Origin of the sequence: Rossellomorea sp. NPDC077527 (genome assembly GCF_044542955.1) — a bacterium.
In the GTDB taxonomy this organism is placed as follows: domain Bacteria; phylum Bacillota; class Bacilli; order Bacillales; family Bacillaceae_B; genus Rossellomorea; species Rossellomorea aquimaris_E.
On sequence record NZ_JBITVL010000001.1, the window covers coordinates 511,901 to 536,915 of the forward strand.

General features: G+C 39.3%; 20 protein-coding genes. 15 read left to right on the top strand and 5 right to left on the bottom strand.

Annotated elements, in window-relative coordinates:
- The first annotated feature begins 9 nt into the window (after nucleotides 1-9).
- The 5 genes from dhaK to ACIGG7_RS02575 all read left to right on the top strand — a co-directional run bounded on the left by dhaK (nucleotide 10) and on the right by ACIGG7_RS02575 (nucleotide 5,936).
- Nucleotides 10-1,767, top strand: coding sequence for a dihydroxyacetone kinase subunit DhaK (gene dhaK / locus ACIGG7_RS02555; RefSeq protein WP_397548670.1), 1,758 nt, complete (start codon nucleotides 10-12; stop codon nucleotides 1,765-1,767).
- Nucleotides 1,768-2,309: 542 nt separating this feature from the next.
- A complete protein-coding gene (locus ACIGG7_RS02560) occupies nucleotides 2,310-2,579 on the top strand; it encodes a DUF3949 domain-containing protein (protein ID WP_224942354.1) in 270 nt (89 codons plus the stop codon).
- Between the two features lie 135 nt (nucleotides 2,580-2,714).
- Nucleotides 2,715-3,509, top strand: coding sequence for a nucleotidyltransferase domain-containing protein (locus tag ACIGG7_RS02565; RefSeq protein WP_397548671.1), 795 nt, complete (start codon nucleotides 2,715-2,717; stop codon nucleotides 3,507-3,509).
- Between the two features lie 126 nt (nucleotides 3,510-3,635).
- Entirely contained in the window at nucleotides 3,636-5,321 is a 1,686-nt protein-coding gene (locus ACIGG7_RS02570) for a hypothetical protein (protein ID WP_397548672.1), read from the top strand.
- A 123-nt stretch (nucleotides 5,322-5,444) separates the two neighbouring features.
- Nucleotides 5,445-5,936 carry an LURP-one-related/scramblase family protein gene (locus ACIGG7_RS02575; protein ID WP_397548673.1) on the top strand — a complete coding sequence of 164 codons (492 nt, stop codon included), beginning with the start codon at nucleotides 5,445-5,447 and terminating at the stop codon, nucleotides 5,934-5,936.
- A gap of 34 nt (nucleotides 5,937-5,970) precedes the next feature.
- Here the strand turns inward: ACIGG7_RS02575 and ACIGG7_RS02580 are convergent, their stop codons facing one another.
- The 3 genes from ACIGG7_RS02580 to ACIGG7_RS02590 form a co-directional block, all read right to left on the bottom strand.
- Entirely contained in the window at nucleotides 5,971-6,159 is a 189-nt protein-coding gene (locus ACIGG7_RS02580; RefSeq protein ID WP_397548674.1) for a hypothetical protein, read from the bottom strand.
- Nucleotides 6,160-6,305: 146 nt separating this feature from the next.
- A complete protein-coding gene (locus tag ACIGG7_RS02585; RefSeq protein WP_397548675.1) occupies nucleotides 6,306-7,145 on the bottom strand; it encodes a CPBP family intramembrane glutamic endopeptidase in 840 nt (279 codons plus the stop codon).
- Nucleotides 7,146-7,239: 94 nt separating this feature from the next.
- Nucleotides 7,240-7,854, bottom strand: coding sequence for a hypothetical protein (locus ACIGG7_RS02590; RefSeq protein WP_397548676.1), 615 nt, complete (start codon nucleotides 7,852-7,854; stop codon nucleotides 7,240-7,242).
- A 169-nt stretch (nucleotides 7,855-8,023) separates the two neighbouring features.
- On the opposite strand from ACIGG7_RS02590, the gene ACIGG7_RS02595 reads away from it, so the two are divergent.
- The 3 genes from ACIGG7_RS02595 (at nucleotide 8,024) to ACIGG7_RS02605 (ending at nucleotide 9,947) form a co-directional block, all read left to right on the top strand.
- A complete protein-coding gene (locus tag ACIGG7_RS02595) occupies nucleotides 8,024-8,377 on the top strand; it encodes a hypothetical protein (RefSeq protein ID WP_397548677.1) in 354 nt (117 codons plus the stop codon).
- Nucleotides 8,364-9,494 carry a type I restriction enzyme HsdR N-terminal domain-containing protein gene (locus tag ACIGG7_RS02600; protein ID WP_397548678.1) on the top strand — a complete coding sequence of 377 codons (1,131 nt, stop codon included), beginning with the start codon at nucleotides 8,364-8,366 and terminating at the stop codon, nucleotides 9,492-9,494. The genes ACIGG7_RS02595 and ACIGG7_RS02600 overlap by 14 nt, the downstream gene beginning before the upstream one ends.
- 123 nt (nucleotides 9,495-9,617) lie before the next feature.
- A complete protein-coding gene (locus ACIGG7_RS02605) occupies nucleotides 9,618-9,947 on the top strand; it encodes a hypothetical protein (protein ID WP_397548679.1) in 330 nt (109 codons plus the stop codon).
- 45 nt (nucleotides 9,948-9,992) lie between these two features.
- Here ACIGG7_RS02605 and ACIGG7_RS02610 read toward each other — a convergent pair whose 3' ends face one another.
- Nucleotides 9,993-10,346 carry a hypothetical protein gene (locus tag ACIGG7_RS02610; protein ID WP_397548680.1) on the bottom strand — a complete coding sequence of 118 codons (354 nt, stop codon included), beginning with the start codon at nucleotides 10,344-10,346 and terminating at the stop codon, nucleotides 9,993-9,995.
- Between the two features lie 96 nt (nucleotides 10,347-10,442).
- Between ACIGG7_RS02610 and ACIGG7_RS02615 the strand changes: the two genes are divergently transcribed.
- The 4 genes from ACIGG7_RS02615 (at nucleotide 10,443) to ACIGG7_RS02630 (ending at nucleotide 14,430) form a co-directional block, all read left to right on the top strand.
- The gene (locus tag ACIGG7_RS02615; protein ID WP_397548681.1) at nucleotides 10,443-11,483 is read left to right on the top strand and encodes a hypothetical protein; all 1,041 of its coding nucleotides are present in this window, start codon (nucleotides 10,443-10,445) and stop codon (nucleotides 11,481-11,483) included.
- A 23-nt stretch (nucleotides 11,484-11,506) separates the two neighbouring features.
- Nucleotides 11,507-12,109, top strand: a complete 603-nt coding sequence (locus tag ACIGG7_RS02620) for a hypothetical protein (RefSeq protein ID WP_397548682.1) — start codon at nucleotides 11,507-11,509, stop codon at nucleotides 12,107-12,109.
- Between the two features lie 18 nt (nucleotides 12,110-12,127).
- Nucleotides 12,128-13,231: a DUF6946 family protein gene (locus ACIGG7_RS02625; RefSeq protein ID WP_397548683.1), complete on the top strand. Its 1,104-nt coding sequence runs from the start codon at nucleotides 12,128-12,130 to the stop codon at nucleotides 13,229-13,231.
- An 89-nt stretch (nucleotides 13,232-13,320) separates the two neighbouring features.
- Nucleotides 13,321-14,430, top strand: a complete 1,110-nt coding sequence (locus tag ACIGG7_RS02630) for a DUF4145 domain-containing protein (protein ID WP_397548684.1) — start codon at nucleotides 13,321-13,323, stop codon at nucleotides 14,428-14,430.
- A 180-nt stretch (nucleotides 14,431-14,610) separates the two neighbouring features.
- On the opposite strand, the gene ACIGG7_RS02635 is transcribed toward ACIGG7_RS02630, so the two are convergent.
- Complete coding sequence (locus ACIGG7_RS02635) at nucleotides 14,611-18,027, bottom strand: DUF7948 domain-containing protein (protein WP_397548685.1); 3,417 nt, start codon at nucleotides 18,025-18,027, stop codon at nucleotides 14,611-14,613.
- Between the two features lie 438 nt (nucleotides 18,028-18,465).
- Here ACIGG7_RS02635 and ACIGG7_RS02640 point away from each other — a divergent pair, with 438 nt between their 5' ends.
- The 3 genes from ACIGG7_RS02640 to ACIGG7_RS02650 are packed head-to-tail and all read left to right on the top strand — an operon-like array spanning nucleotide 18,466 to nucleotide 25,010.
- Entirely contained in the window at nucleotides 18,466-20,880 is a 2,415-nt protein-coding gene (locus ACIGG7_RS02640; protein WP_397548686.1) for a UvrD-helicase domain-containing protein, read from the top strand.
- Nucleotides 20,858-23,356: a hypothetical protein gene (locus ACIGG7_RS02645; protein WP_397548687.1), complete on the top strand. Its 2,499-nt coding sequence runs from the start codon at nucleotides 20,858-20,860 to the stop codon at nucleotides 23,354-23,356. The genes ACIGG7_RS02640 and ACIGG7_RS02645 overlap by 23 nt, the downstream gene beginning before the upstream one ends.
- On the top strand, nucleotides 23,343-25,010 hold the full coding sequence (locus ACIGG7_RS02650; RefSeq protein ID WP_397548688.1) for a UvrD-helicase domain-containing protein: 1,668 nt from the start codon (nucleotides 23,343-23,345) through the stop codon (nucleotides 25,008-25,010). The genes ACIGG7_RS02645 and ACIGG7_RS02650 overlap by 14 nt, the downstream gene beginning before the upstream one ends.
- Nucleotides 25,011-25,015: the final 5 nt, after the last annotated feature.

The window sequence follows — 25,015 nt, forward strand, 5'->3', positions numbered from 1 at the left end:
GAAATCGTAATGAAGAAAGTCATGAACAAACCTGAAGATCTGATCGTGGAAATGTGTAATGGGATGGCCATGGCTCATCCGGAGCTCGAATTTATGAAAAAGTATAAGGTTATGAAGAAGAAGGACCTCGATGAAAACAAGGTCACGTTGATCAGCGGCGGGGGAAGCGGACATGAACCTGCCCATGCCGGACTGGTGGGAAAAGGGATGTTGGACGCTGCCGTGTGTGGGGATGTGTTTGCATCGCCTTCGCAGATCCAGGTTTATCAGGCGATCAAAGCGACGGCCGGTAAAAAGGGTGCTCTGCTCGTCATTAAGAATTACAGCGGGGATATCATGAATTTTAAAAATGCGGCTCACATGGCTTCAGAGGATGGAATCCCTGTGGAATATGTCAAAGTGGATGATGATATTGCCGTGGAAGACAGCCTTTATACAGTAGGGCGCCGCGGTGTCGCGGGGACCGTGTTGGTACATAAAATAGCCGGAGCGGCAGCTGAGGAAGGCAGAAGCTTGAAGGAAGTCAAAGCCGTGGCGGAAAAAGCCGCTGAAAATGTCCGAAGCATTGGCTTCGCGCTCACCTCCTGTACGGTACCGGCAAGCGGATCTCCGACGTTTGAGTTGGGTGACGATGAAATCGAATATGGTGTTGGCATTCACGGAGAGCCAGGGACTAGACGGGAAAAAATGGCGTCTGCTGATGAATTAGCCCAGCGTATGGTCAATGATCTTCTGAAGGATCTCAAAATGGAAGATGATGATTCCTCTGAGATTGCGGTTCTTGTAAATGGGTTTGGTGGCACGCCATTGCAAGAGCTCTACCTTTTCAACCATGCCGTTACCAGAATTTTAGCAGAAAAAAAGATTTCCATTAACCGTGCCTTTGTCGGCAATTATATGACCAGCATCGATATGGCAGGTGCATCCTTGACCGTGATGAAGCTGGACGAAGAGTTGAAAACCTTGCTGTCAAGGGAGAGTACTGCGTCAGCGTTAAGAGTAGACGGACCAGTGCCGGGTGTGGAGTACATCGATCTTGAGGAGGAAGATGACACGAAACCAGTATCCTTCGAGGTGGAAACACCGGAAGAACATGCTGAGATTAAACATAATAGAGCGACACTCGAAAACATAATCTACCTAGTGGATAAAATGAGTGATGTCATCATCCAAAAAGAAGTACCTTTCTGTGAATTGGATTCCCATGCCGGGGACGGGGATTTCGGAATGAGCGTCTCGAAAGGATTCAAGCAATTGAAGCGGGAGTGGAAAGACATCCTGAGTCAAGAGAACCTCACCATCGGCAGCTTCTTAGATGCAAGTTCCATGATCATTATGGAATACTGCGGCGGTGCTTCCGGTCCAATTTGGGGTTCCGCGTTCCGTGCGGCAGGAAAATCAGCGCAGGATCGAAAGGAATTGACCGTGGAAGAATTTGCAGACATGCTGCAGGCAGCCGTGAAGGGAATCCAGGATACAGGTGAACGATCCTTCGGCAGAGGAGCAGAGGTCGGCGACAAGACCCTCGTCGATGCACTCGTTCCATGTGCGGACTCCTGGTCACAAAGTGCCGCAGACGGAGATGACTTCAAGACCGCTTTTGAAAAAGGTGCTGCGGCTGCTGTAGAAGGAGCCGAGAAAACGAAGGAGATTGTTGCCCGGATGGGACGTGCCGGTACCGTAGGGGAAAGAAGCCTCGGACATCCGGATGCCGGTGCTTATGCGTTGGGGGTTATTTTTACGGAGCTTTCGAAGAGTTTAAAATAATGATAGGGGAAGGAAGGGGACCGTCCCCTTCCTTCCCTAAAAAAATAAATCTACGAGAGAGGATATAATCTCAACAAGTACGAATGTCAGGATCCCTTGAACACAAAAGAAAACGAGAAAGAGCGCCTTTCCTGTGAGCCAATTGAACCTATTTAGCTTTTTATATACACGGGGTCCGATGCCGAACATTCCCTTTTGCATGGCGTTAAAGACTCTATCCAATACAGTAACGGGTGGGTCTGAAATACCATTCTCGTAGCGCTCCAGCAAAATTGTACCTATGATGAAAAAACCAAAGGAGTGGGCGAGCTGGCTACCAAGGATGCCATAAATGATTATAGAAAATATATATACAGCCATTTCAATATCTAACGTGAAGTACATATGTATTCCTTTCTTTACCAAGCGTTGAATTCTCTTTTTCTATCATACTAAATGAATCCAACTGACAAAAGATTTCCATTAACGAAACTTTGCAATTCAGTTAGTCGTATACATATATAAGGAATGAACGTAGCGTTGGATTTGAGGAGGCATACGAGATGGAATTGTATATATTTCTAGCTGTTTTTGGTTTATACGTTCTGGTGTCACTATTGATTTTACCGATTCAATATCGTTTTTTAATCGCTTTAAAAGCTGAAGAACAAAAGAATCGATTAAAAGGAAAGAAGCAGGGGGAAATGTATGACGCCATGAATGCGGGAGAACTGAGTCTTCATGGGAATATGCAGGGAAATCCGTTGTTCTTCTTGGCCAATTTCTTTGCTTCCATCCTTTATAGAGTGAAGCATCGTGGGAAACGAAAGTAGATCCACAAAAAACAGTTATCCTTTTACCGGATGACTGTTTTTTTATGACTTGCTCTAAAGAATTGACCCTATAATCAATATGAAAAAATTGGTATAATGGCGTAATATCCATTTTTTACATAGGGGGAAGCAGACATGCGACAAGAAACGGCCGTTGAAAAAGTACTGGAGAGTCTACAGAAAGACCCCAGTGTCAGAAGTGTATTCCTAAAAGGATCCATGGGACGGAATGAACACGATGAACATTCAGATATCGACCTGTACTGTTTGGTAAAGGAAGGGGAGGAGAAGGAATTTCTGACACGACGCCTCGATCATTTGAAGGCGTACAAAGACCTTATCTTTCACGATGATATCTTCATCATCGCACCGCAGATCATCGCCATCTATGAAGATTGGCTGCACATCGATCTGTTCACGGTAACGGAGAAGACGTTTCAGGAGAAGGATTTCTTTACGGTGTTATATGATCCTGAGCATCTTATGGGAAAATACGAATCTAGCCAAAACCTATCAATTTCAAAAGAACAGTTCACGGGTAATGTCCTAGACGCAGCCTGGTTTCTATTTCAACATGGGAAAGCAGCGGCGAGAGGGAATCATACATGGGCTGCGGAAATGCTTCGTCATTCCATGAGGAACGTGACGACCATTCTGCTTTCGAGATATGTAAAGGAGCGGGCGGTTCTTGGATTGAAGACCATTCACAGAGATCTGCCGCAAGAGGTGCAGGATCGAGTGGTGGAGATTTATGAGACGATGACTCCGTCCCGAAATGGGGAGGCTGCGAAGAAAATTGCGAGTCTATTAGAGAGTGAGTTTGATTGGATTCGGGGAGAACTTGGAGATCAGGAACCACAGGTGATCTCATTCGTAAAAACCATGATTGACAAAGTACTACAGAGGGTAGAAGAAAAAAAAACATCCTAGTTCATCAAACCTAGAACTAACTGTCAAAATTTTTTATTCTCATAGGTACATTGACACGCGTATTCTCTGTTTTCTCACATTAAAATAACAAAGAAATGGTGAATTTCTTTTGAAGAAGGGGAAAATATGAACGAGATTAAATTGAGAAGTAAGTTGAAGCAGTTGCATAGTTCCGATCCCGGGAAGCGGTTTGAGGCGCTCGGGATGTTGTATGAGTTGAAGCAGGAGGATGATCTGAAGATCCGGGTGGAAGTGTTGAAGGATATGGTGAAGGACGCGGCCACTTCTTTTCCTGAGCGTGTGGACGCCTGGGATAACCCTTCCTATGGGCTGATGGATTTTGTTTGTGATTATCCGATGCCTGAGATCATCGATGAGATTATCAAGCGCTTTGATGGACTGGATCCTGATGCGAAGGTTCGTGCCCTGGAGTGTCTGTTGCTCACGAAGGATGAGGGGATTTTTCAAGAAGTCCAAGATAAAACGGTACAGTTGATTACAGAAGAGGACGTGAAACTGCCGGTCGAGGAACTGTGTAGGTTTCCGATGCTCGTAAATGGGATTGTCGATCAGACGTTTGAGAAACTGGAATCATCTCATTATAAATTTGTGTATTATGAATTCATCACTGCGATCAATGAGTCGGGTGTGGATCCTGGCTATAAAAGGACGAGAATCCTGCCGGTGCTTCTTGCCGATTATAAAAAGCTGAGGGAAGAGTACCGTGTATACGACGGTGAATACAAACCGGCATTTGTGTATCAATCGTGGAAGGAATCTTATTTCCTGTTGAGATATCGACTTAACGTGCTGATCGAATTAATGAACTATTATTTTACCGATGAGACGGTTGATCTTCTGAAAGAGGCTGTACAGTTCAAGGATCCACGGATCAGTACCAATGCCGTCATCGTTTGTTTGAACAAAAATATCGAAGTCCCAATCCATATCTTAGAATCGCTTTCTACCAATCTCGAAAGCGCGGAAATGTTGTACTGGGGGCTCTCGGAACACAATAAAGAACATGTCTTCCCGGTCAGTCCGAAGCAGCCGGTGCTGGCCAAGTCGCATCTTTTCGACCATCTTGTCTACATGCGTGATGAAGAAGGGGAGCTTCTGAATATCTATCCGGAGAATATCCAAGTGGTGGATACAGTGGACACCGCCAACTCATACGGCCAGCCCCTGCGCTATTATCTGATGAGCTTCTCCCATGGGGACGACGTGCTCGCAGCCTGGGTGGGAGGCTACAACCTGGAGGATGAAGACGACAGTGCGGAAATGTGGGAAGGAACACACACCGACCTCGAACCTTTACAGGACAGAACCGTCGAGGAGCATAAACAGCTTTTCTTGAACATGCGAGAAGAGACTGCTCGTGAAAATGAACACACCGTGTACTATGAAAGCTCACCGAAACTATCCAAAGGCTTATGGTTCTTCTACGCCATACTGATTTCACACTGGATCAGAATCTTCGTTAACGGAGTGACGGAAGAAGAGATTTACGTATCCCTCGCCTTCACATTCCTTGGAGCGATCCTCTCCATCTATGAAATGTGGAAAAATAAGCGGAGTGCCGTCGTCATCGTGGGCAAAGAATTGATCAAGGCAAAAGGGGAGAAGAAGGAAAGCATTCCTCTGCAGGATATTAGGAAAGTGACGTATGATAAGAAGCAGATCAGTGTATACAACAAAGAAAATGTCCTCACCATGAAGGTTCCAATGCGCTGGGTGGAGTATCACCAGTTTTATTATGCGATGGTGGAGCAGACAAGTCATTTGAGGGAGCAGCCGTATATTGAGGAGTAGGGGACAAGGGGGCTTGTCCCTTTTGTTTTGTTCCAGTTATAAAAATGGGCATGATGGTGGAACTAAATCCCATCTCAAACGTAGATATTGGTAATACATCTAAACGGGATGGGAGGAAGCAGTATGAAACAGCTATATATAAAGCAGAAGGTATTCAGTCTCAGCGAGAAATTCACCGTAAAGAACCAAGACGAGAAAGATGTTTATTATGTAGAGGGAAGCTTTATGAAGGTCCCGAAAACGTTCTCCATCATGAATCAAGATCGAAATGAAGTCGCGCTTATTACGAAAAAGGTATTAAGCTTTTTACCCAAGTTTTTCGTTGAGGTAAACGGTCGAGAGGTCTTGACGATCAAGAAGGAACTATCCTTTTTAAAAGCACGCTATTCAATTGACGCGGCAGGCATTGACGTGCAGGGGAACTGGTTGGATATGGACTTCCAGGTATTACAGAATGGCAGAGTCGTAGGGAAAGTAGGTAAAGAGTGGTTCAGTTGGGGTGACAGTTACAGGGTGGAAATACTGAATGAAGAGATGGAAACGATTATTCTTGCCCTTGTGATTGCGATTGATTGTGTGAAGGCGGATGAGGCTTCGTCGAGTGCGTCGTTTTAAGTAAGGAAGCACGGAGACGGTTCCCGTGCTTCTTTTACCTTTCAACCTTCTTCTTCGAAAATATATATCTAGCATTAATGAAGAATAAAGTACCGAAGAAAAATAGTGCGATAAGCAACCAACTCGCAATCGCCCAGTACTCTCCCTTCAATAGATACCCACTTATCAAATTCACACACACCATCATAGACATTACCACATACATGCCGATTATGTATTTCATTTCAGACACACCTTTCAAGATTGTTAATAGCTGCAAGGAACAAGCAAGATGCTTGCTTCGGCATCCGCTGTTTTTACCAGTATAAACCAATCCGTAGTTCTAGTACCATTATGATCCAATAAAATAAGCAGTTCAGCAATTACTAATTACTGAGCTGCTTTGAGTTTATTCAATTTATCATTTTTCTCGCTTATAAATCCTCGTATTATTATCGATAAAAGTAGCAACGCCAAAACAAATGTAGTAATGACACTTGCCTCAGGCCCCCATACACCTCCTGTTAGTAAAATGTTATCTTCTAAAAATGTTACAGATAATAGCGATATCCCTTTTTGCTCAGATAAAGATAATCCAAAAATGCCCACCTGTATGAAATCCCAAAGAAAATGAAAACCAATACCAAACCACAGTCCATTGGTTTTTGCTCGTAGTATCCCTAAGAATATTCCACCAAGAACTAATTCTAAGAAAGCAAATAGAGTAATCCCATTGTTTAATCCGTGCATGGCAACAAAAAATATGGTTGAAAACACTATACCAACTTTGTAATTGTAATAAAATGAGGCTAAACCTTGGATATAGCCGCGAAACAATACTTCTTCAGATAGAGAAACTAAAAAGCTAACTACCAGAAAATAAATGAGCGATAATATCAACTGATCATTTATATGATGCAGTACAATCATATGTTTAACAGATAATATAGAAATGGTTAAAGAAATAGTGATCGAAATAAGTCCTAATAAAGCCCCTTTTGAGAAATTGCTCAAGGGGTTCATTTGTTTCATTCCTAAGCCCCAATTGTTTTTCTCGAAAAGCCTATATAAAACAATGACAGGAACTAATATAAGTAGTTTTTCCAGGAAGAACATTACTTTAGTTACCAAGTTATTCTCACTTGGTATATTCACAACAATGGAAGTTAGCACCAGAATCGTTAATGTTGTTATTAGCATTTTCCCATAGACCAACAAAAACTTTTTCATTTTTTCACCTCACTTATAAAAATTTCAAATACACTAATCTTTTTTTCTTTTACTCAACGACCTAATGTTCTTCATTTTCAAGAACAAGAAAACCCTACTCCATTCTCCCCCCATAATGATCCTTCACCCAATACGTCAACGTCCCATCCTGCTCAATACGATAACGCAGATCGGCTTTCTGCAGACCTTCAATCATCAATGGACGTAAATCGCTCAACATTTGATTACTTTCTTCTATGTAAGTAGAGAGTATCTCGGAATGATAGGTATTGGCATTTGCTGATGACATCAGATAGTCAACGGCAGCCTGTTTGATAATGTACAGTTCGACGGTTTTGTTATGTAGCTCCTTAAATTCCCGCGGAGGATTGAGGTCAATCAGCTTTTGATAATTTTGAGTGAGTATCAAGTTGGTTTCGTTGATGTCGAGTGTCACGGATGAAAGGTTTCCGTTGGCAGCATTGATCTTGGTCAGTAGCTGTTTGAAGCTTTGATCGCTGGAACTGAAGTATTGTTCGCGCTCCTGCAGGTAGCTGCGTATTTTTTGTTCCTGTTGAATTGTGATTTCGTTATAGATTTTCATGGGTAATCCGCTGACGAACAACGCCAAGAGGGTCAATCCGATGACGCCCCATGACCATTTGGGAGCTTTCTTGCTTTTGGATCGATATCGGTCATCATTCCAGTAGTCTCTTTCTGCTATAGGCATTAGTGGTTCCTCGTTTCATTGGATACTAGTAAAATACTCCTTTTATGTTACCATAATTATACATGTTGAAATATTATTGATGTAAAAAAATCTAATGTACCTCTTGAAAATAATAATATGCAAAAGAGAAGCGGTTAGAGAAATAGATGATAGAGAGGATTAAATAAGCATGCAATTTCCAGAAAGAATTAAACAAAGAAAAATGAATTATCTTCGTATAGATAAGAAATTAAATAAACGGGAGTTAACACAATTATTTGGAGAAAACCCATACGAGGTATTTGCGGTGGTGGATGAAAGTATAGAAGAAAATGAAGAAATAATATCCACCTTTCTAGTTTTACATTCTAATGATTTTCAAGAAAATGTAATTCTTTACGACGTTTCAAATCAACCTCATACTACCGTAACCACTGATATTCAATTTCTAGTTAAGGGTTATATTGAGTTTATAGACGTAGGTATTGTTGATAAATTCCCTGTGAAGATTTATGTGAAGGAAAACTTTCATGAAAGTATTTAAAGAAGGTAATGAAAAAGTAATCTTTGATCCTTGTAGACAAATTCTCCTTAAGTTTACACCTGAGGAGGAAGTGAGGCAGAACCTAATAGAAATATTAGTTAAGGATATGAAGATCCCTATAGAGTTAATCAGTACTGAGTACGCACTTAATAAAGTGGATTCAAATTCAGGACAAAGAGCTGATATTGTTGTTTGGAATAGAGGTAGAGATGGTATCAAAGAAGCTTTATTAGTTGTCGAAGTAAAAGCAGCGCATATAGAATTAACAGATCATGCTTTAGAACAAGTAATGTCATACAATAAAATTCTAAAAGCTAGGTACGTTGGGGTTTCCAATGGGAACAGTTTTAATATCTATAAAATACAAGAGGGGAAAGCTGTTCCATTAACTAGTAATCTGTATACTTATTCTGATCTATTAGAAGAGAAAGTTGTTTTTTCAAAGAGTAGAAAATTAAGAAGGTTACCATATGAGTTAACGACTTATCGCCGATATGTTATTCATTTATTGGATTTAGGTTATATAGGAGAAGGGACATCAACGAATATGCACGGGTTTATTTCGGACTTGCAAAATTTCATATTATGTGGAAATGTGCTGTTTGATGTCCAACAAAATAGTATTATTGAAGATCTCTCGTATGGATTTTTTTCTTTCGGAAATGCAAGTGGAGGCAGTTACCCAGGATACTATAGAAGTTTTATTATAACGGATTTAGATCAAAAACCAATAGTAGTAAGAATAGGGGTATTCGGAACTTCAATATTAAAAGATGATCCCAAATATGGTAATCGAAAAGGAAATACATACTTAACTGTAGCTTTAGATGAGTCTGGTTCCTCAACTAATATTCTTCAATTAAATATAGACAAATATTTAATTTACTCTCAAGAAAATCACTCTTATGAAATATTTCATTCTGGAAGGCGGAACGGTTATAAGAGTAAAGATGTGATCAAATTGGTTGAAAAATACACACCAAGTTTAGTTGAGGATAACAAAGTTAAATTAGGAATCTTACCAGCAAATAAGTCTATTTCTTCTGAAGAAGGATCCGATTTTATATGTAAGATACTAGATTATGCAAGAGTGAGAATTAAACTTGCACAAAGATAGACCGCATCTATGCTTTCAACGTAATGAACTAAAGTAAATCAGTTTAATTCGACTTTAAATTAAAGTAACTTTTTACTGATAAATAGATTATATAATAGTGTTACATGAAAGGAAGTGTCACTAATGCAAAACCTACATACTCTATTCAAAGAAAACAACTTCAAACTTACAAATGAAACATCAAAAGCAACAGAGTACGAGAACATCGAAAGTAAAGAGGTTGTCTATTTACTGCCTAATAACGAATTAACGTTAGTGGTTAATCCTAAGGTGGTAGAAGGTAATGAAGATTTAGAAGAAAAGGCTGAGAAGAAATATCACAGTACAGCATTGAGATGTTTTCCAAAGAGAAAACATACTGGGAAAACTCTCATGAACTATGGGTATTCATTTACATTTCAATCTAATGAAGAGTTAAGCTCATTTCTTGTACGATTATTGGTTATGTACTAAACAGAAAAAGATCACTCCGTAAATTGATGGAGTGATCTTTTTCTGTTAGGAATTCATTCTTATAGTATCGGTTGCACTTTTATCAATGGACACATGCCCCATTGAAATAATCGCATCTTTAATAACATTGTGTAATCCTTCATTAGAAAAGGTTTTTATCTTGATCATCTCTCTAATATCAGTATGTTCCACATATTTCAGCTTTGTTTGAGGGCTCATGTATTTAGAAGAAATATACCCATTAAATGTTCCATCCTGATTGCAGCGTATCTCCCTTGCGATCTGCTTTCCCCGGTGGATACTTTTCCTGACCGCATATCTATACCTATCTCCAGATCGAGTCTCTTTAAGTTCTGGATAGGAAAGAAATATTGATCTGGCTTCGTTGAATGTTAGCATTCTCTCTACCTCTCTTACTTTAACTTTTTATTAGTAAAATACTCCTTATATGTTACCATAAAATTACATGTAATTATTACTTAGAGGAGAGCGGTAATGATAAAAGAAATCATATCAAACTACCACCAAGAAACTACCCACGACCCACATCATCGTTTTAAATCCTGGGAACACTGCTATCGTTTTTTCACCAAACATCATAAGGACCTCGATGATAAAGAACTTGCTGATCAGGCTTGTCTGCAGTTAGCTTTTTATCTAGCGAGCTGGGGGATGTTAAGGGGAAGCTCTTTTCTTTTGTTCAAAGATTATAAGGTTCATCAGTATTTTATTTCTGAAGTGGTGAAGAATCCCGTCTTTAAAGAGCAATTTCAAATGAATCAGTGTGAACTTCTCGAAGTGGCTGTCTCTAAAGATATAGAAAATCTGATTGAGGATATAAGAAACACTTATCAAAATAATATTTCAGTGTTGCAAGGGAAGGAAGTAGACATTAATGTATCCGATACTCTTGTTACAAAGATTATGCTTGGCGTATTTGGAAACGTTCCTGCATATGACAGGTACTTTAAAATGGGGATGGCTCTATTCGATTTCAACATGCAGCTAAACGCACGCTCATTAAAAGAATTAGCAAATTTCCACAATGAACACGTCGATGAGTTTAGTGCATGTAGAAAACTTCTGAATTCACAAGATATTCACTACACGCCGATGAAACTAGTAGATATGTATTTTTGGCAGATTGGGTATATGCTGGATAACTCAGATCAGTTTGAGGAGGAAATCAGTAGAGTGGTTCAGTATGCGACTCAGTATAAATCAAAGAAGCTGAATGCACCTATGGCAGAAGTTGAATCAAATAATAAAAGGCTTTCTGAAGGATTAGGGTTAACGGATTCTATTAGAAAGTATATTAGGACCATCCTAAATGAAGAGGCTAGTAAAGGGAGCCTGTTTTTGGATTTGAGGTCCGGGGACATTCATAAAGAGATGGGGTTAAGGAATAGAATAGCGCCTGTATGCAATGCGATGGAGTCATTAGGTGTGTATAGATTTCAGGTCTTGCATAGGACGGCTAGTGGTCATAGTACGACGAATGTAGTTCGGTATTTTTTGAAGGAAGAAGTGAGTTAAGAAAACTTTTTAAGGAGAACCAAATGAACCATTTTAATCTTATGCAATTCTTCGAGGGCTATGTAAGGAACTATAGAAGACTAAACCTCTCTTCGGATCATAATATATCCATGTTTACAAAGAGAGAAATCGACTATTTTGCTAATTTGGGAGAGATGCTAGGTTTCGATGTTTTTATTGAAGACGGGAAAGTAGATAGGGCGAAGGGGCGGTCACGTCCTATGGATTTAGCCTGGTGGAAGTGGGATAAGCGGATCAGTGATGATGTATATGTTTCCTTAGACTTGCACTTAGAGCGTGAGAGTCAGTTTCACAAAGATGTGAAAACTCTTGAGAAATTATTTTCCGATACAGAAGAAGGATTTAGACCCACGCACGTTATTGGTATTCAATATATAAAGTCTAAGGAGAGAATTGCTTTTCTTAACAATCTTATTTCGGAGAAAAATAGTATTCAAAAATCTCACGTGCTCATGATTTATCGTTTTTATAACGGGAATTCTGAGTGCGAGGAAGTATTAGCATACTGGTTTAAGACTGATAAAACGATAGAAGAGCGACGAGCATTCTGTAAGGAAGATGATTTTGGGTATTGGTTTATGGGATTTGAAGAAGAGATCTCATAAGTAAATCAGGAGGTAATCATGGGAAAATATTATGTTCCAACCAAAGGGATGGATTCTTGGAAAGAGTTCTTAGCCGATCCCGAAAAACAATGGAAACCATCATACTCTGCATACGAATTAGCAAAGTCTTGGGAGGGTGCTGACAATCTCCCTTCAATTGTAGAAAGGGCCTTTAGAAACAGTGATATTCCACTTTTTGAAGATGTGAAAGTCCTATATGGGTTTCCTGAATACAAAGTTTCACTTCCAGGAGGTGGAACTCCGTCTCAAAATGATCTTTACCTACTGACAAATGCAGGTGGTGTACTGCTTCCCATTATGATTGAAGGAAAAGTGTCTGAACCGTTTGGAGAAGAAGTGAGGGTTTGGAAAGGTGAGAACCCGAGTATTGGGAAGGTAAAGAGATTGCGTTCAATTCTAGAGTTGTTGAACCTTGATGAAGAAGAGGTTTTGAATAAAAGGTATCAGTTATTTCATCGTACAGCTTCAGCAGTAATTGAAGCCAGGAACATTCATGCTCGACATGCTGTGATGCTGGTACATTCATTTAGTCAACAGGCAAAATGGTTTGAAGATTACAGGGAGTTTGTGGATTTATTTGGTTTGAAAGCGATTAAAGACTCTGTTGTTGGGCCGGTAGAAGTGGATGGAATACAATTGTATTTTGGATGGGTCACTGAACCAATTCCAGTGAAGTCAAAAGAGTATTATTACAGCTTGTTTAATACAGATAAAGCTATTGCTTTGGCAGAGGAAATAGATCATTACTTATACGAGAAGAGTCCTTACAAAGAAGAAGTAGAAGATTATCATGAACGTACTAATAATGGGGTTCGTACTGATTGCATAGGATATGTAAGTAGAAGATCTCATTACAAATTCGCTACTATCACGTCTGCAAGGAAGGCGTGCTTTGTGCTCCATCTTGGTAAGAGACTTCATACTGAAACGGCAATGAACATGCAGAAAGAAATTGATAAGTTGCTCGGCAGTGTATATAAAGAATCGGATAAAGGAAAGCTCACGCCGGGTGAAGTGTATATAAGGTTGGAGTGGGTAGATACATTAGAGCAGATAACTAGATTTATTGATGAGGCGTATAACTTCAGATTGCAAAAATAATCAAATGGAGTAAATGAATCTAGCCTTTGTACATCCGTTATTTGGTAATATTTATATAAGCAAAGGCTAAAAAGGGGAGATCTCACGAAATGAATCATAGATACTTTTACCAATTCCTTGAACCACTCTCAAACGAACTGGCACTACTGGCAAAAGAACTAGAACACAGTGTATTCACAAGTCCGCGCACTATGCTAACTCATTCTAGAGTGTTTATTGAGAATATACTTAAAAGCGTCATGAAGGAAGAGGGGCTTTCAGAGGTTCCACAAATGACTATAGTTGACCGAATCAATCTCCTGAATGAACAGGGGATATTGATCAAAGATGTGTTAAATGACCTGCACTCTATCCGTATGAGAGGAAATCAAGCAGCCCACCAAACACGGATTTTTCGTTACTCTGAGTCTTTAACGTCATGGGAATCTCTCTTCAATGTTGTAAAGTGGTATATCGAAAGTTATGGACCGGTCAGTACTGCGGTTCCTGTATATGAAGAACCACGTCTTCCTCATGATGAACAATTAGATCTTGATGAATTGTTATCCAGGTTGGTATCTCTGGAAAGAACACTTTCAGCAAAAGAGACCCCAACCATGCACCCGTCTAACGCAGAGGTAGCAGCTACGGTTTCCGAGGAAGAAAATCCAACAACCGAGGGATACTCAACCATCAGAAGAATATCGTATATGGATAAGCATGTGGAAATTCCATTTTTCTTAAGAGATGCATTCTTACTTCCACAACGGTTCCAGAAGTCTGAAACGTTTCTAATAAGATTAGGGGAAGTGCAGCAGGCACGATTTGTAAGTGAACTACCGCATGATCTGGTCGATCTCCACAAACATGTGAAACGATACAATGAAAAAAATGACAAAACTCTTTTTGAAGAATTATCTATCTTTGTTCAAGAGGAGCTTACCAGAAAAGATATTACTCACACACGGCGGGGAGAATTGTTATTCTTCTATAAATCTGACTATATAGTGGTCACTGAAGAATTATCTGCGATTCCCTTAAGTCCTGAAGAGTTTTCCGGTGTACCCAGTTTGCTGAAACAACTTAAGCAAAACGGCATTATGACTGTAGGACAATTACCAAAAGAGCTAGTAAGTTTAGCGAAGTATGCTAATGCCGGGACTTTAACGATTGAAAATTTGTTTGATCAAATTAAAGGAAAACAAGGCGTGCAGAATTAGAAGAGTCGATTTAACTAGCATAAAGTACTTCTTGGTAAATCAGTTCCGATTATAAAGAATCAATTATTTGAGAAGGGGAGCTTTCATCCTTTTCCCCTCCTTTAACGTTTTGTTATTAACAAACTTTTTAGTAGAGGAGCGGACTTTAAGAAAGTCGAAACACATTTATGAATCCCATAATTATAAGATATTATTCGATCTTGGAAAACAGATTGTCCCTGGTACTTTAAGGTTCATGGGGTAGGTTATGTCAATTTCCTTACATAGAATGGTGGTGAATTGAATTATAGATCCAGAGGGCACTGAGTTCATCGATACTTCATCGGTTTGACACAGAATTTTGTGAGCTCTGCATATGATGTTCTCTTCAGTAATTATATGTGGAATACAGGCCATAACTTCATCCTGTACTTGAGTTTGCACTGTGTATGAAAAAGTCAAATCATCCTGAAATTGAATTGAGACTTTTACTGGTATTGTCCAATTGATGAGGACCTTTCCGGGGTTCCCATATTGGATAATGTATATCTGATATTGGATTTGATCTAATGCAGGAGGAATACATTTAACTATCACCGACCCATCAAGGGATAGTGCATTTGATAAAGAGGGTTGATATATTGCATAAGGAATTATACTCATTTGCTTATATTTATTGGAATAGAACAACCAATCAAATACTTTCATAACATTAATACATTCTGTCGAGTTCATCTGAGAATCTTTAACTATCACTTCAAAGAAACACGAGGACTTGTTACCAGCATGATCTGTAGCAGTACAAGTCACCATCGTACTACCTTTATGAAAGAAACTACCTGAGGGTGGTAAACAAGAGAAGGTAACTCCTGGACAGTTGTCGGATACAGTTGGGGCCGGATAGGTTACTACTGTGCCACTTTCACTAGGTGAAACAAATATGAGGATAGAATCTGAACATTTGATGACGGGTGGCTCTGTGTCAATGACAGTGACGTTAAAAGTACACGGTTCACTGCGGTTCCCAGATGCATCTGTAGCAACACAAGTCACTGGTGTTGTTCCTACGGGGAAGAACGATCCGGAAGAAGGTGTACAGGTAAAGGTAACGCCTGGGCAGTTATCCGTTATGGTAGGTGCAGGGTAGGTAACAGAGGCCCCACACTCGTCGGGATCGTTGTCCTGCTCGATATCATCGGGACAAATAATGGTTGGTGGCTCCGTGTCAATGACCGTAACGGTAAACGAACAGGATTGGTCGCCTTCTAAACACTCTACAATAGTCTTTCCAACTTCAAAGAAAGAACCAGATGGAGGAGTGCAAACTGCACCGGGAGAACTATTGTATTCAATAATAGCTCCACATTCCCCTGGTGAGTTAACGACAGTAATATCTTTTGGACAAATCAAGCCGATTTTAGTAATAAAAGCATCTCTACTACCTTCAAGGTTAGGTTGAAAAGCATTTTGTGTAGGGAAATTTTGGGATTGTGTGTAACCTGTGACTAAACCATTTCCATTGGAATCCGTGATAATTTGATATCCGAATTCATATTCCGCCCCCCCCAGGTACGAAGAATAAATTAAACCTCCCGTCGGGTTAACTTTAGTAACAAAAATATCCCCATTTCCACCGTAATTCGGTTGAAAGGCATTCTGAGTAGGGAAATTTATTGAATTAGTTGTCCCCATAATATAAGCATTTCCGGTAGAATCTGAGGAAATGCTATTTCCGAATTCTCCGTCGGTCCCCCCAAGAAAAGAGGAATAAATTAACCCCCCCATTGAACTCACCTTAGTAACAAACGCATCATTACCTCCTCCAAAAGTAGGTTGAAAAGCATTTTGTGTGGGGAAATCGCTAGAAGCAGTGTAGCCTGTGATATAGGCATTTCCTGTTGAATCTGTAATAATTCTATACCCATTTTCTGCATCTGTTCCTCCAAGGTACGTGGAGAAAATTAAGTCTCCCGTGGGATTCAATTTAGTAACAAACGCATCTATATTTCCTCCATAAGTCGATTGGAAAGCATTTTGTGTGGGGAAATCGCTAGAAGCAGTGTAGCCTGTGATATAGGCATTGCCTATGGAATCAATATCAATACTCTCCCCAAATTCGAAGTCCGTTCCTCCAAGGTACGTGGAGTAAATTAAACTTCCGGTCGGGCCCACCTTTGTAATAAATACATCGCTAACTCCTCCGAAGGTCGATTGAAACGCATTTTGTGTGGGGAAATTCGTTGATTCAGTGACGCCATAGATATAGGCATTTCCAATAGAATCTGTTAGAATGCTACCTCCAAATTCAGATTGTGTTCCCCCTAAATACGAGGAGTAAATCAAATCCCCTATTGGGTTTATCTTAGTAACAAAAGCATCGATAAATCCTCCGAAGGTCGATTGAAACGCATTTTGTGTAGGGAAATCAAGTGAACCCGTTTCCCCCGTAACATATGCGTTCCCTGTGGAGTCTATAGAGATGCTCAATCCGAATTCTCCCCCCGAACCTCCTAGGTAAGAGGAATAAATTAAGCTTCCTAGAGGGGAAAGTTTGGTAACAAAACAATCACCGTTCCCTCCAAAGGTTGGTTGAAAAGCATTTTGAATTGGGAAATCAGTTGAATTTGTGAAGCCTGTGATATAGGCATTCCCTAAGTTATCTGTAACTATTCTATCCCCGCTATCTCCTCCATTTCCACCTAAATAAGAGGAATAAATCAAGTTTCCAGCCGGGTCCACCTTAGTAATGAATGCATCTGTATTCCCCCCATATATCGGTTGAAAGGCGTTTAGAGTAGGAAAATCAAGTGAATTAGTTTGTCCCGTAACATATGCGTTCCCTGTGGAATCTGTAGAGATGCTATATCCGTCTTCTCCCCCCGCCCCCCCTAAGTAAGAGGAGAAGACCAAACCGGGATCTATCAGAAGGGGGATATGCGGGTCATAATTATCCTCAAGAGTAAACCCAAGTGATATTATTTGGAGGTTATAATCGCTTAACTTAAATTTCGTGTCAATTTGTTTAAGTTCCTTTCCTTTTCCTTGAAAACTTAGTGGACGCTTGTCTACAACCTCTCCAATGTGCGTTTGGATTCTCAAGTTTCCTTCGTTATCTACGAAGAGATTTTCGAATCCTTTGTATGTGAATTGAATGTCTTCTACTTTACATCTCGGCTGAACTAAAAATTCATATTTAAATTTTCCTTCTTTACCATGAAAATGAAGATCAATTCCTTCCCATACATTATTATAGACCACTTCACCATAAGGGGTAATATTGGTGTGCCAGTTTTTGGAGTCGGATCCTTGGTAAAAGTTAATTTTTCCTGAAAGCTCTGTTCGTCCGATTGGAATCACGGGGTTGTTTTCATTTAAAAAGTGGAAATCAAGGCGAACTCCTTTATATTTATTTGGCACGTTGTCATTATTTATTTGGTTTTTTTTCTCTGCGTCAATAAAGACAAAACTAACTCCTTTATCCGTGAAAAATATTTCACAGTCAGCATCTTTTGCGTAGTAATAAATATTATTATTACTCCACTGTCCACTATTGGGGATAAAGTACAAAGGTGTTTTCTCAAAAAAATCTGTTTGACTTTGAATTGGGTTACTTTTCATATAGATACCACCTACCAATATCCAAAAATTGTATGCTATATGTTATGTATAACACCTTTCATTGGGAAGGGCATTAAGGAAACCTTCTTATTTAAATTGATAAATAATAGAGTTTTTGCAACTCTCACATGATAGGTCCTTTTAACAAATAACTTCTCTTGACTAACTTTTTTGGAGGATACTCTAAAATGGTCCACCGAAATTATTAAACAGCAAGTTATAGACAAAACGATGAATACACAAAGGGTGTTCACCTATAGCTAAAGATGTATATCATAACTGTAACCCTTTCCTTTTTTTAATAAGGTTATTAGTTAAAATATACTAGAAAACTAAAGTTGGTTATATTTTCTATCTTTAGACTCCTTACAAATTATAGTAAAATGGTAATAGTGATGTAACAATGTAATTAAAATGTAAAATAAAGGTGTGGAATACATGAACGAAGCACTCTATTCAGTTCTATGGTTTGTCCCTGAAGTGAATCGAGAAATCATGGATGCTATAAAAAGATACATAATGAAAGGGAATAAGGTTTTCTTATTATCCTTTGATGATCCTGCAGAGAAGATTACCGATCAATACTTAAATCAAGCATCTAAGAAAAAACTACTTAATACATTTCAAATAAAGTACAACCAAGAATTGAATCAAGAATTGTTGATATATGATGGAAATGATACTCAACATGAGTGGTTAACGTATTTTGACCATACTAGCTCATTTAATTTGCCACAGTACATACTTGAACACAAAGAAACGAGATCTCACTCTTTAGTGAAGGCAGGAGCCGGAACCGGTAAGACGACGACGATGATCAATCGTATTGCCTTCTTGAAACACCTTCACCAATCTTCAGTGGATCTAAAGGAATTTGTATTGATTACATTTACAAATGAAGCATCGATTCACATGAGATCTAAACTGATGGGAAAGTTTAAGGATTACTATGAATTGACTCGTGATAAGAAGTACCTTGAATGGCTGGAAGAGATGAGTTCGATGTTTATTGGGACGATCCATGCGTTTGCGAGTTATTTTCTTTCCCATGAGGGGAAATCATTAGGTTTTCCTCATTTGATTGAGATTAGAAGTTACCGTCATGAGCAACGAAAACAGATTGAGAAGGCGATTGATAAATTTGCTTCTGAATACCCAGATGTCTATCATGCATTCAAGAGAGTCCCACATTATCAGATGGTTAAACTGTTTTCTCAAATGATGGAGCAAATTCACAATAAAGCGATTAGTCACAAAGACATTTTGAGGATTAATTATGGGCTGGATGAAAAGCAGTTTCACTTTTATGCTCAATTTATTATTCGGCATTTGACAAGTTCACTCCTACATTTAAAGCAGCGTGAAGGAACGATGGAAGTTCATGATCTGATTAGTCGGTTAGATGAGGTTCGGTTCTTAAGAGAAGACGAATTGACACTACCGTTGAAGTACGTCTTTGTGGATGAATTTCAGGATACAGACGAGTCACAGGTGCGATATGTTAGCTGGTTAGCCAGTAAGTATTCAGCCGAACTGTTTGCTGTGGGAGATGTGAAGCAAAGTATTTACCGATTTAGGGGAGCGGATTATACAGCGTTTAATCAGTTGATCTATCAGCTTGAATTGAACCATGAACCATACACAGAATATTCCCTTCAGAAAAACTATCGCTCTACTACTCTCTTGTTGGCACAATTTAATCAGCTCTTCACGAAATGGGATGAACGAGTGAAGCGATTTACTTATCAAGAAACGGATGTTTTGAAGCCCGTGATAAAGGGTGAAGACTCTGAAGGGATGAATACGATCCGATTAGACGACACATCGCTGAAGCACGTGTTAAAGAGATTGTATGGAAACGAAGTCGCGTTTCTAGTTCGTTCGAACCGCCAAGCGACAGAAACAGTGAGAAGAATTGAGAGGGCCGGGTATTTCTGTGAGGCCGATCTTTCAGGTTCATTTTACCGTTCTGTTCCGGTTAGGGAATTTTACATCTTAGTAAGAAGGTTCACTCATTCTAAGGTTCCAAAGGATCGTTTTGCTTTTCACCAATCTTCCTACGGAGAAAATAGCGTAGAAATAATGACCTTTATTAACCAGCTTGACTATGAAAAAAATACTACCATTGACCTTTTAGATGAGATAGAGAAACATCCCAATATGAATAGCAGTGAAAATGCTCTGCAGCTTCTAGAGAAGATCGTTGAAAAAACGGATCCTGCAGACATTTATCGTAAGCGCTTTTATCAGGAGAAACGACTGGAGTTTCCCGATCAGGACACTTCTATCATTAAAGATGAGGCAATCTTACGATATGAGGAATACAAAGCAAACTTAGAGCATTTATTGTTTATCCTAAAGAAAGAATTTAGTGATATTACGGCTTCCATTTATGATATTGAAAAATTTCTGTCGATTAAGATCGCGACGGATACGTCAGAGAATGAATGGAAAAAGAGAGACGAGAAGCTACACCGCTTTAAAGTAATGACTGTTCATAAGGCGAAAGGGTTAGAGTTTGATTATGTGATTCTGCCTTCAACGGAGATGTCATTCCTTCACGATCACTTTACGAACCACTTATTGGTTCAAGAACAAGGGAACTGGAACTATGGATATGATGTGAAGTGGTATGGAATGAATTTTCAAAATAACCTCTTTAATATGAATATTACAGATGAGAACACAGAAACCATCGGGGAAGAAACCAGGCTTCTGTATGTTGCGTTAACACGAGCGAAAAAATCGGTGTTGATTCATGGAAGTGATCAAATGAATGGTTCGAGAGTCGAATGCTGGAATGACCTAGTGAAAAGTGGGGAGAAGTTACATGTTCAAAGTGCATTATTATAAACATACAAAAAACTTCTATCAGGATTTCGTTACTCAAGAAAACGAAATACATCTTACACAGAGTGCCAGCTTTGCTCAATATTTAAGGCAACAATCCAACACTGACCGAGTAATTGGATATAAATCCTTTACGAAAGAGTTATTCCCTGAATGGAAAAGCCCACAAGTAGAGATCTACATACAATCTAAGGTCAGATCATTTGTAAACGAGCGATTTCCTGCGCTACAAGAAAAACAACGAGAAAAAGTAATCATTGATTACGTAGACTCTATCCTTTTCCTAATGAATATGGGCGGATTGAAATTAATTCCTTTGGAAGGACTCAACGTTGAACAAAAAGCCCTTATAACATTATTAGAGAATCTGATGACTGAAGACGTCATGATTGATTGCTTTAGAAGTAGAGCGACACTGTCTCCAGATACTTTAAAGGAAACGTTTCAGCGGTCTGAAAAGATAACCAAATTATATGTTCATCACTTCGACTATGTGGATGCAGAAAGAATGAGCCTGTTCCATTTATTCCAACGAATCGGATTAGAGGTCATCTTTTGTATTCCTTATAATTCCGATTTTCCAGATCTCTATAAAAACTGGAGAAGTATATATGAAAATATCCTAGGGGTTTCAAAGGACGAATGGGTGTGCTCAGAAGAATCGGTGCCTGAAAAAGGGGCCAAATTCGCTCAATACCTTGATCAAAACATTCATGATACTTCGGGTGACTCAGTTAATATCGATTTTCATTGGTATGAACATCCAACCAGCTTTAAAGAGCACGTCAGAAATCATCCTATTGTGGAGAATCAACATGAGATCTTTGCCATATTTGATGAGAACTTGAACATCTATTCGTCGTTAACAAGTAACGATTCTTTCTATTCAACAAAGTATGGTCAGTTCTTTCTATCACTTCAGAGCTGTGAGAAGAAAAGTGATGGGATTCATTTCTCTTATGACGATTACGTCAACATGATGACTTCCGGCTGGGTGGAATCTGGAGGAATGAATGGAGACCAAGCACTGACACTATTAATTGATATGCGATCGTATTTGGAAGACGTTGAAACGTTTCCCGATTTAATGAATCGTTTTCAGGCTCTGGTTACCTTTCAAGAAGTCGGAGATATTTTTGATGAGGTAGGGAAAGAACAGGCAGGACGTAATCGGATGAAAAGGTATCTTACAAATCCTTGGAGAAGCTTTCCTATTCTGCACAGGTCAAGGTATTCCATCACCATCAAACAATTAATTGAGTGTACGAAAGACTTGGCAAGAAAGCTAAACAAGCTGCTGATTGAAGAGGATAGGCAAGTGAATGTAGCCGAATACTTTCAAACGTTAAAAGTGGTTTATGCATCGGTCAATGGTTCATGGCCAGACGATCTAAAGCTTAGATTTGAAAAGGTTTTTAAAGCACCTATTAACGCTCATTGGGAATATGGAAAAGAAGAGATCTTTGCCTATCTATCGTTGTATTTAGGTTCCAAGAGCGAGGATCAAGGTGTAATTCGAAACTTTGACCAACTTGCTGGTAAAGTCTTGATGACGGATCACATTCATGTAACCGGGTTATCCTTCAAAACGTTCCCTTGGAAATCGCCGGAACTACCAAGTTTGTTGAATCATACGTGGTTAAAGAAGAGTATATATGATCAATACATATCGATCAATCGGGAAATTCGATTAAACGCCTTACTGGTTGATTTCTACTCACGACGAGTCACAAGAAGTACTGCTCTATATAACATTTACCACTTGCTCGCTTATGGGAATGGAATGACCACGTTTAGTTACATTGAAGGGTTAGTAGATAGAGATGGTCCGAGTATCTACCTATCTATTTTGCAAGAGTTATATTCAACTGAAAGAGAAGATGGAGAAAGTAGTCAAGTTGAATTTGACTGGGATGAGCCAGAAACTTCCGATAAAGAAATCGATAAAGATCGTCTTTCTCAAGTTCCAGACTTACTCTGGCTGGATAGCGACTTTTGTAAAAAGAAATTTTTCCTTAATGCCTTTATTGAGCAGCACCCTATCTACGAGCATGCTTTTCACCAACAACGGGTATTTGCAATCATAGGGAAATTACTTGCTGAGCAAGGGGAAGGTAGAGAGGAAGTAAGGGAGACCGTGTATCCATTGTTTCCCCATTGGACGAATGCATTAAAAGAAAATCTAATCGAAACATCCTCTGCAAAGGGACTAAGAGAATACAAGTCTTACGAAAATATCTATTATCCCCAAGCAATGGATCGTGTTCAAAAACTCTTTAGTAGCAATAAAGTAACAGAGAACTGGAAAGCGAAACATCAATATGAGAACAATTCCTTTAAACTGGAGTCACATTTGGATGAACTTGCAAAGACCATTAAAGGAACTAAAATATATGCTCACAGTGGTAAGCATTGTAGAATGTGTCCATTCTTGATGAGTTGTAAGGAAGGGGAGTATGCCGTTGATGCCAATGACTAGTTTAATAGAGAAGCAGAAAACGTTCGCGAAAAGGTCAGCCAAAGCCTGGCAAAACTACTTTGATGCACAAGGGCTGCTTCCTAATATTCATTTAAGTCCTGAACAAATTTCTGTAGTGCAGCAAGAGGAAGAACATTTGCTGATTAATGGATCAGCAGGAAGTGGAAAAAGCTTAACGCTTCTTTATAAACTTCTCAAGGTAATGGATCAGGAAAATGATCGTAAGCGTATCCTTTATTGCTCGTATAACCAAACGTTAATAGAAGATGCACGGAAACGGATCCAACAATCTTCTAAATTTCAGGATATTAAAGACAAGCATACTGTTCATTTAAAGACCTTCCATAATGCAGCGACAGATATCTTGCAAGGTATTGGATTTGCCAATGCCCAGTATTTGAAGATGAGTTTGAAAAATATTAAAAAAGCTGAAGACACCATTACCAGGAGAACTATGGTGTTAGTTGATAATTTTATATCATCACCAGGCTATGAAAAGCTCCCAACGGAACAAAGACTGTATAAGACTCACCAAGGGAAGTTCTTAATGGATGAAGTATTGTGGATGAAAGCAAACGGGTTCATTACATGGGAGCAATATGCGGAATGTGAACGTGCGGGAAGAGGGGCCAACCCCCGGCTGACAAAGGAACAACGAAACACGGTCTTTACCTTGTACAATCAATATCGTGACATGCTAAAAGAAAAATTCCAAAATCATTTGGATTTAGAAGACTATGCACTCCTTTTGCTGAAGCATCTGGAAGAGATACCTGAATCGTTGAAGTATGACTATATTTTTGTTGATGAGGTTCAGGATCTACAAGCAATGCAGCTAAAATCGCTCATCGCTCTTCAGAAAAAATCGATTGTCGTATCAGGAGATCCTAAGCAGCGCATCTATAAACGCAGTCCTTTTTCATATAGAGAGTTAGGATTAAACATTGAAGGCAGGAAAAATAGAACATTGAAAACGAATTACCGGTCTACGAAACAGATCATGCAGCTGGCCGGACGTATTCAATTTGATGACGAAGAGAACGACCGTTATGATGATCAGCACTTTGTACGTGAAGGGGCTGTTCCGATCATTCGCTATTTCTCTCAAACAAAATGGCAAAACCGTTATTTGCTAAAACAAATTAAAGACATTCATCAAAAAGATCCAGGCGCATCTATCGCCATTATCCACCGGCACGACTACGACGCAAATGAGGCAAGAGATTGCATGGTGTATGATATGTTAAGAAGAGAGTTCAATATCATCCAAACCAATGACTATGCAAAGCGGTTCGACTTTAATCAAGCGAGAAAACCGATTTTCTATACAGATGCCTTCTCCGTAAAGGGGCTGGAATTCGATTACGTATTCGTCATTCACTTTGATCGCAATCACTATCCGAACCAAAAAAGGATTGAAGAACTAAATCAGCGATGTGATGGCAAAATCAACACAGACAGCTACGACAAAGATTACGATGACATCTTTAATGACGAGAAAAAACTACTCTATGTCGCCATGACCAGGGCAAAAAAAGAACTGCAAATGCTGTACACAGCACCCAAACCAACGATGATTTGTCAAATGATCCGCGACTTTAACACAAAAGACTACGTTGCCAAGGATTTCAATAAATCCATCTACAAACAGTAAACCAA

Bases quoted from the DNA above. Each gene is read 5' to 3' on its own strand.
- dhaK (WP_397548670.1), top strand. From the start codon at position 10: ATGAAGAAAGTCATGAACAAACCTGAAGATCTGATCGTGGAAATGTGT.
- ACIGG7_RS02560 (WP_224942354.1), top strand. From the start codon at position 2,310: ATGGAATTGTATATATTTCTAGCTGTTTTTGGTTTATACGTTCTGGTG.
- ACIGG7_RS02565 (WP_397548671.1), top strand. From the start codon at position 2,715: ATGCGACAAGAAACGGCCGTTGAAAAAGTACTGGAGAGTCTACAGAAA.
- ACIGG7_RS02570 (WP_397548672.1), top strand. From the start codon at position 3,636: ATGAACGAGATTAAATTGAGAAGTAAGTTGAAGCAGTTGCATAGTTCC.
- ACIGG7_RS02575 (WP_397548673.1), top strand. From the start codon at position 5,445: ATGAAACAGCTATATATAAAGCAGAAGGTATTCAGTCTCAGCGAGAAA.
- ACIGG7_RS02580 (WP_397548674.1), bottom strand. From the start codon at position 6,159: ATGAAATACATAATCGGCATGTATGTGGTAATGTCTATGATGGTGTGT.
- ACIGG7_RS02585 (WP_397548675.1), bottom strand. From the start codon at position 7,145: ATGAAAAAGTTTTTGTTGGTCTATGGGAAAATGCTAATAACAACATTA.
- ACIGG7_RS02590 (WP_397548676.1), bottom strand. From the start codon at position 7,854: ATGCCTATAGCAGAAAGAGACTACTGGAATGATGACCGATATCGATCC.
- ACIGG7_RS02595 (WP_397548677.1), top strand. From the start codon at position 8,024: ATGCAATTTCCAGAAAGAATTAAACAAAGAAAAATGAATTATCTTCGT.
- ACIGG7_RS02600 (WP_397548678.1), top strand. From the start codon at position 8,364: ATGAAAGTATTTAAAGAAGGTAATGAAAAAGTAATCTTTGATCCTTGT.
- ACIGG7_RS02605 (WP_397548679.1), top strand. From the start codon at position 9,618: ATGCAAAACCTACATACTCTATTCAAAGAAAACAACTTCAAACTTACA.
- ACIGG7_RS02610 (WP_397548680.1), bottom strand. From the start codon at position 10,346: ATGCTAACATTCAACGAAGCCAGATCAATATTTCTTTCCTATCCAGAA.
- ACIGG7_RS02615 (WP_397548681.1), top strand. From the start codon at position 10,443: ATGATAAAAGAAATCATATCAAACTACCACCAAGAAACTACCCACGAC.
- ACIGG7_RS02620 (WP_397548682.1), top strand. From the start codon at position 11,507: ATGAACCATTTTAATCTTATGCAATTCTTCGAGGGCTATGTAAGGAAC.
- ACIGG7_RS02625 (WP_397548683.1), top strand. From the start codon at position 12,128: ATGGGAAAATATTATGTTCCAACCAAAGGGATGGATTCTTGGAAAGAG.
- ACIGG7_RS02630 (WP_397548684.1), top strand. From the start codon at position 13,321: ATGAATCATAGATACTTTTACCAATTCCTTGAACCACTCTCAAACGAA.
- ACIGG7_RS02635 (WP_397548685.1), bottom strand. From the start codon at position 18,027: ATGAAAAGTAACCCAATTCAAAGTCAAACAGATTTTTTTGAGAAAACA.
- ACIGG7_RS02640 (WP_397548686.1), top strand. From the start codon at position 18,466: ATGAACGAAGCACTCTATTCAGTTCTATGGTTTGTCCCTGAAGTGAAT.
- ACIGG7_RS02645 (WP_397548687.1), top strand. From the start codon at position 20,858: ATGTTCAAAGTGCATTATTATAAACATACAAAAAACTTCTATCAGGAT.
- ACIGG7_RS02650 (WP_397548688.1), top strand. From the start codon at position 23,343: ATGCCAATGACTAGTTTAATAGAGAAGCAGAAAACGTTCGCGAAAAGG.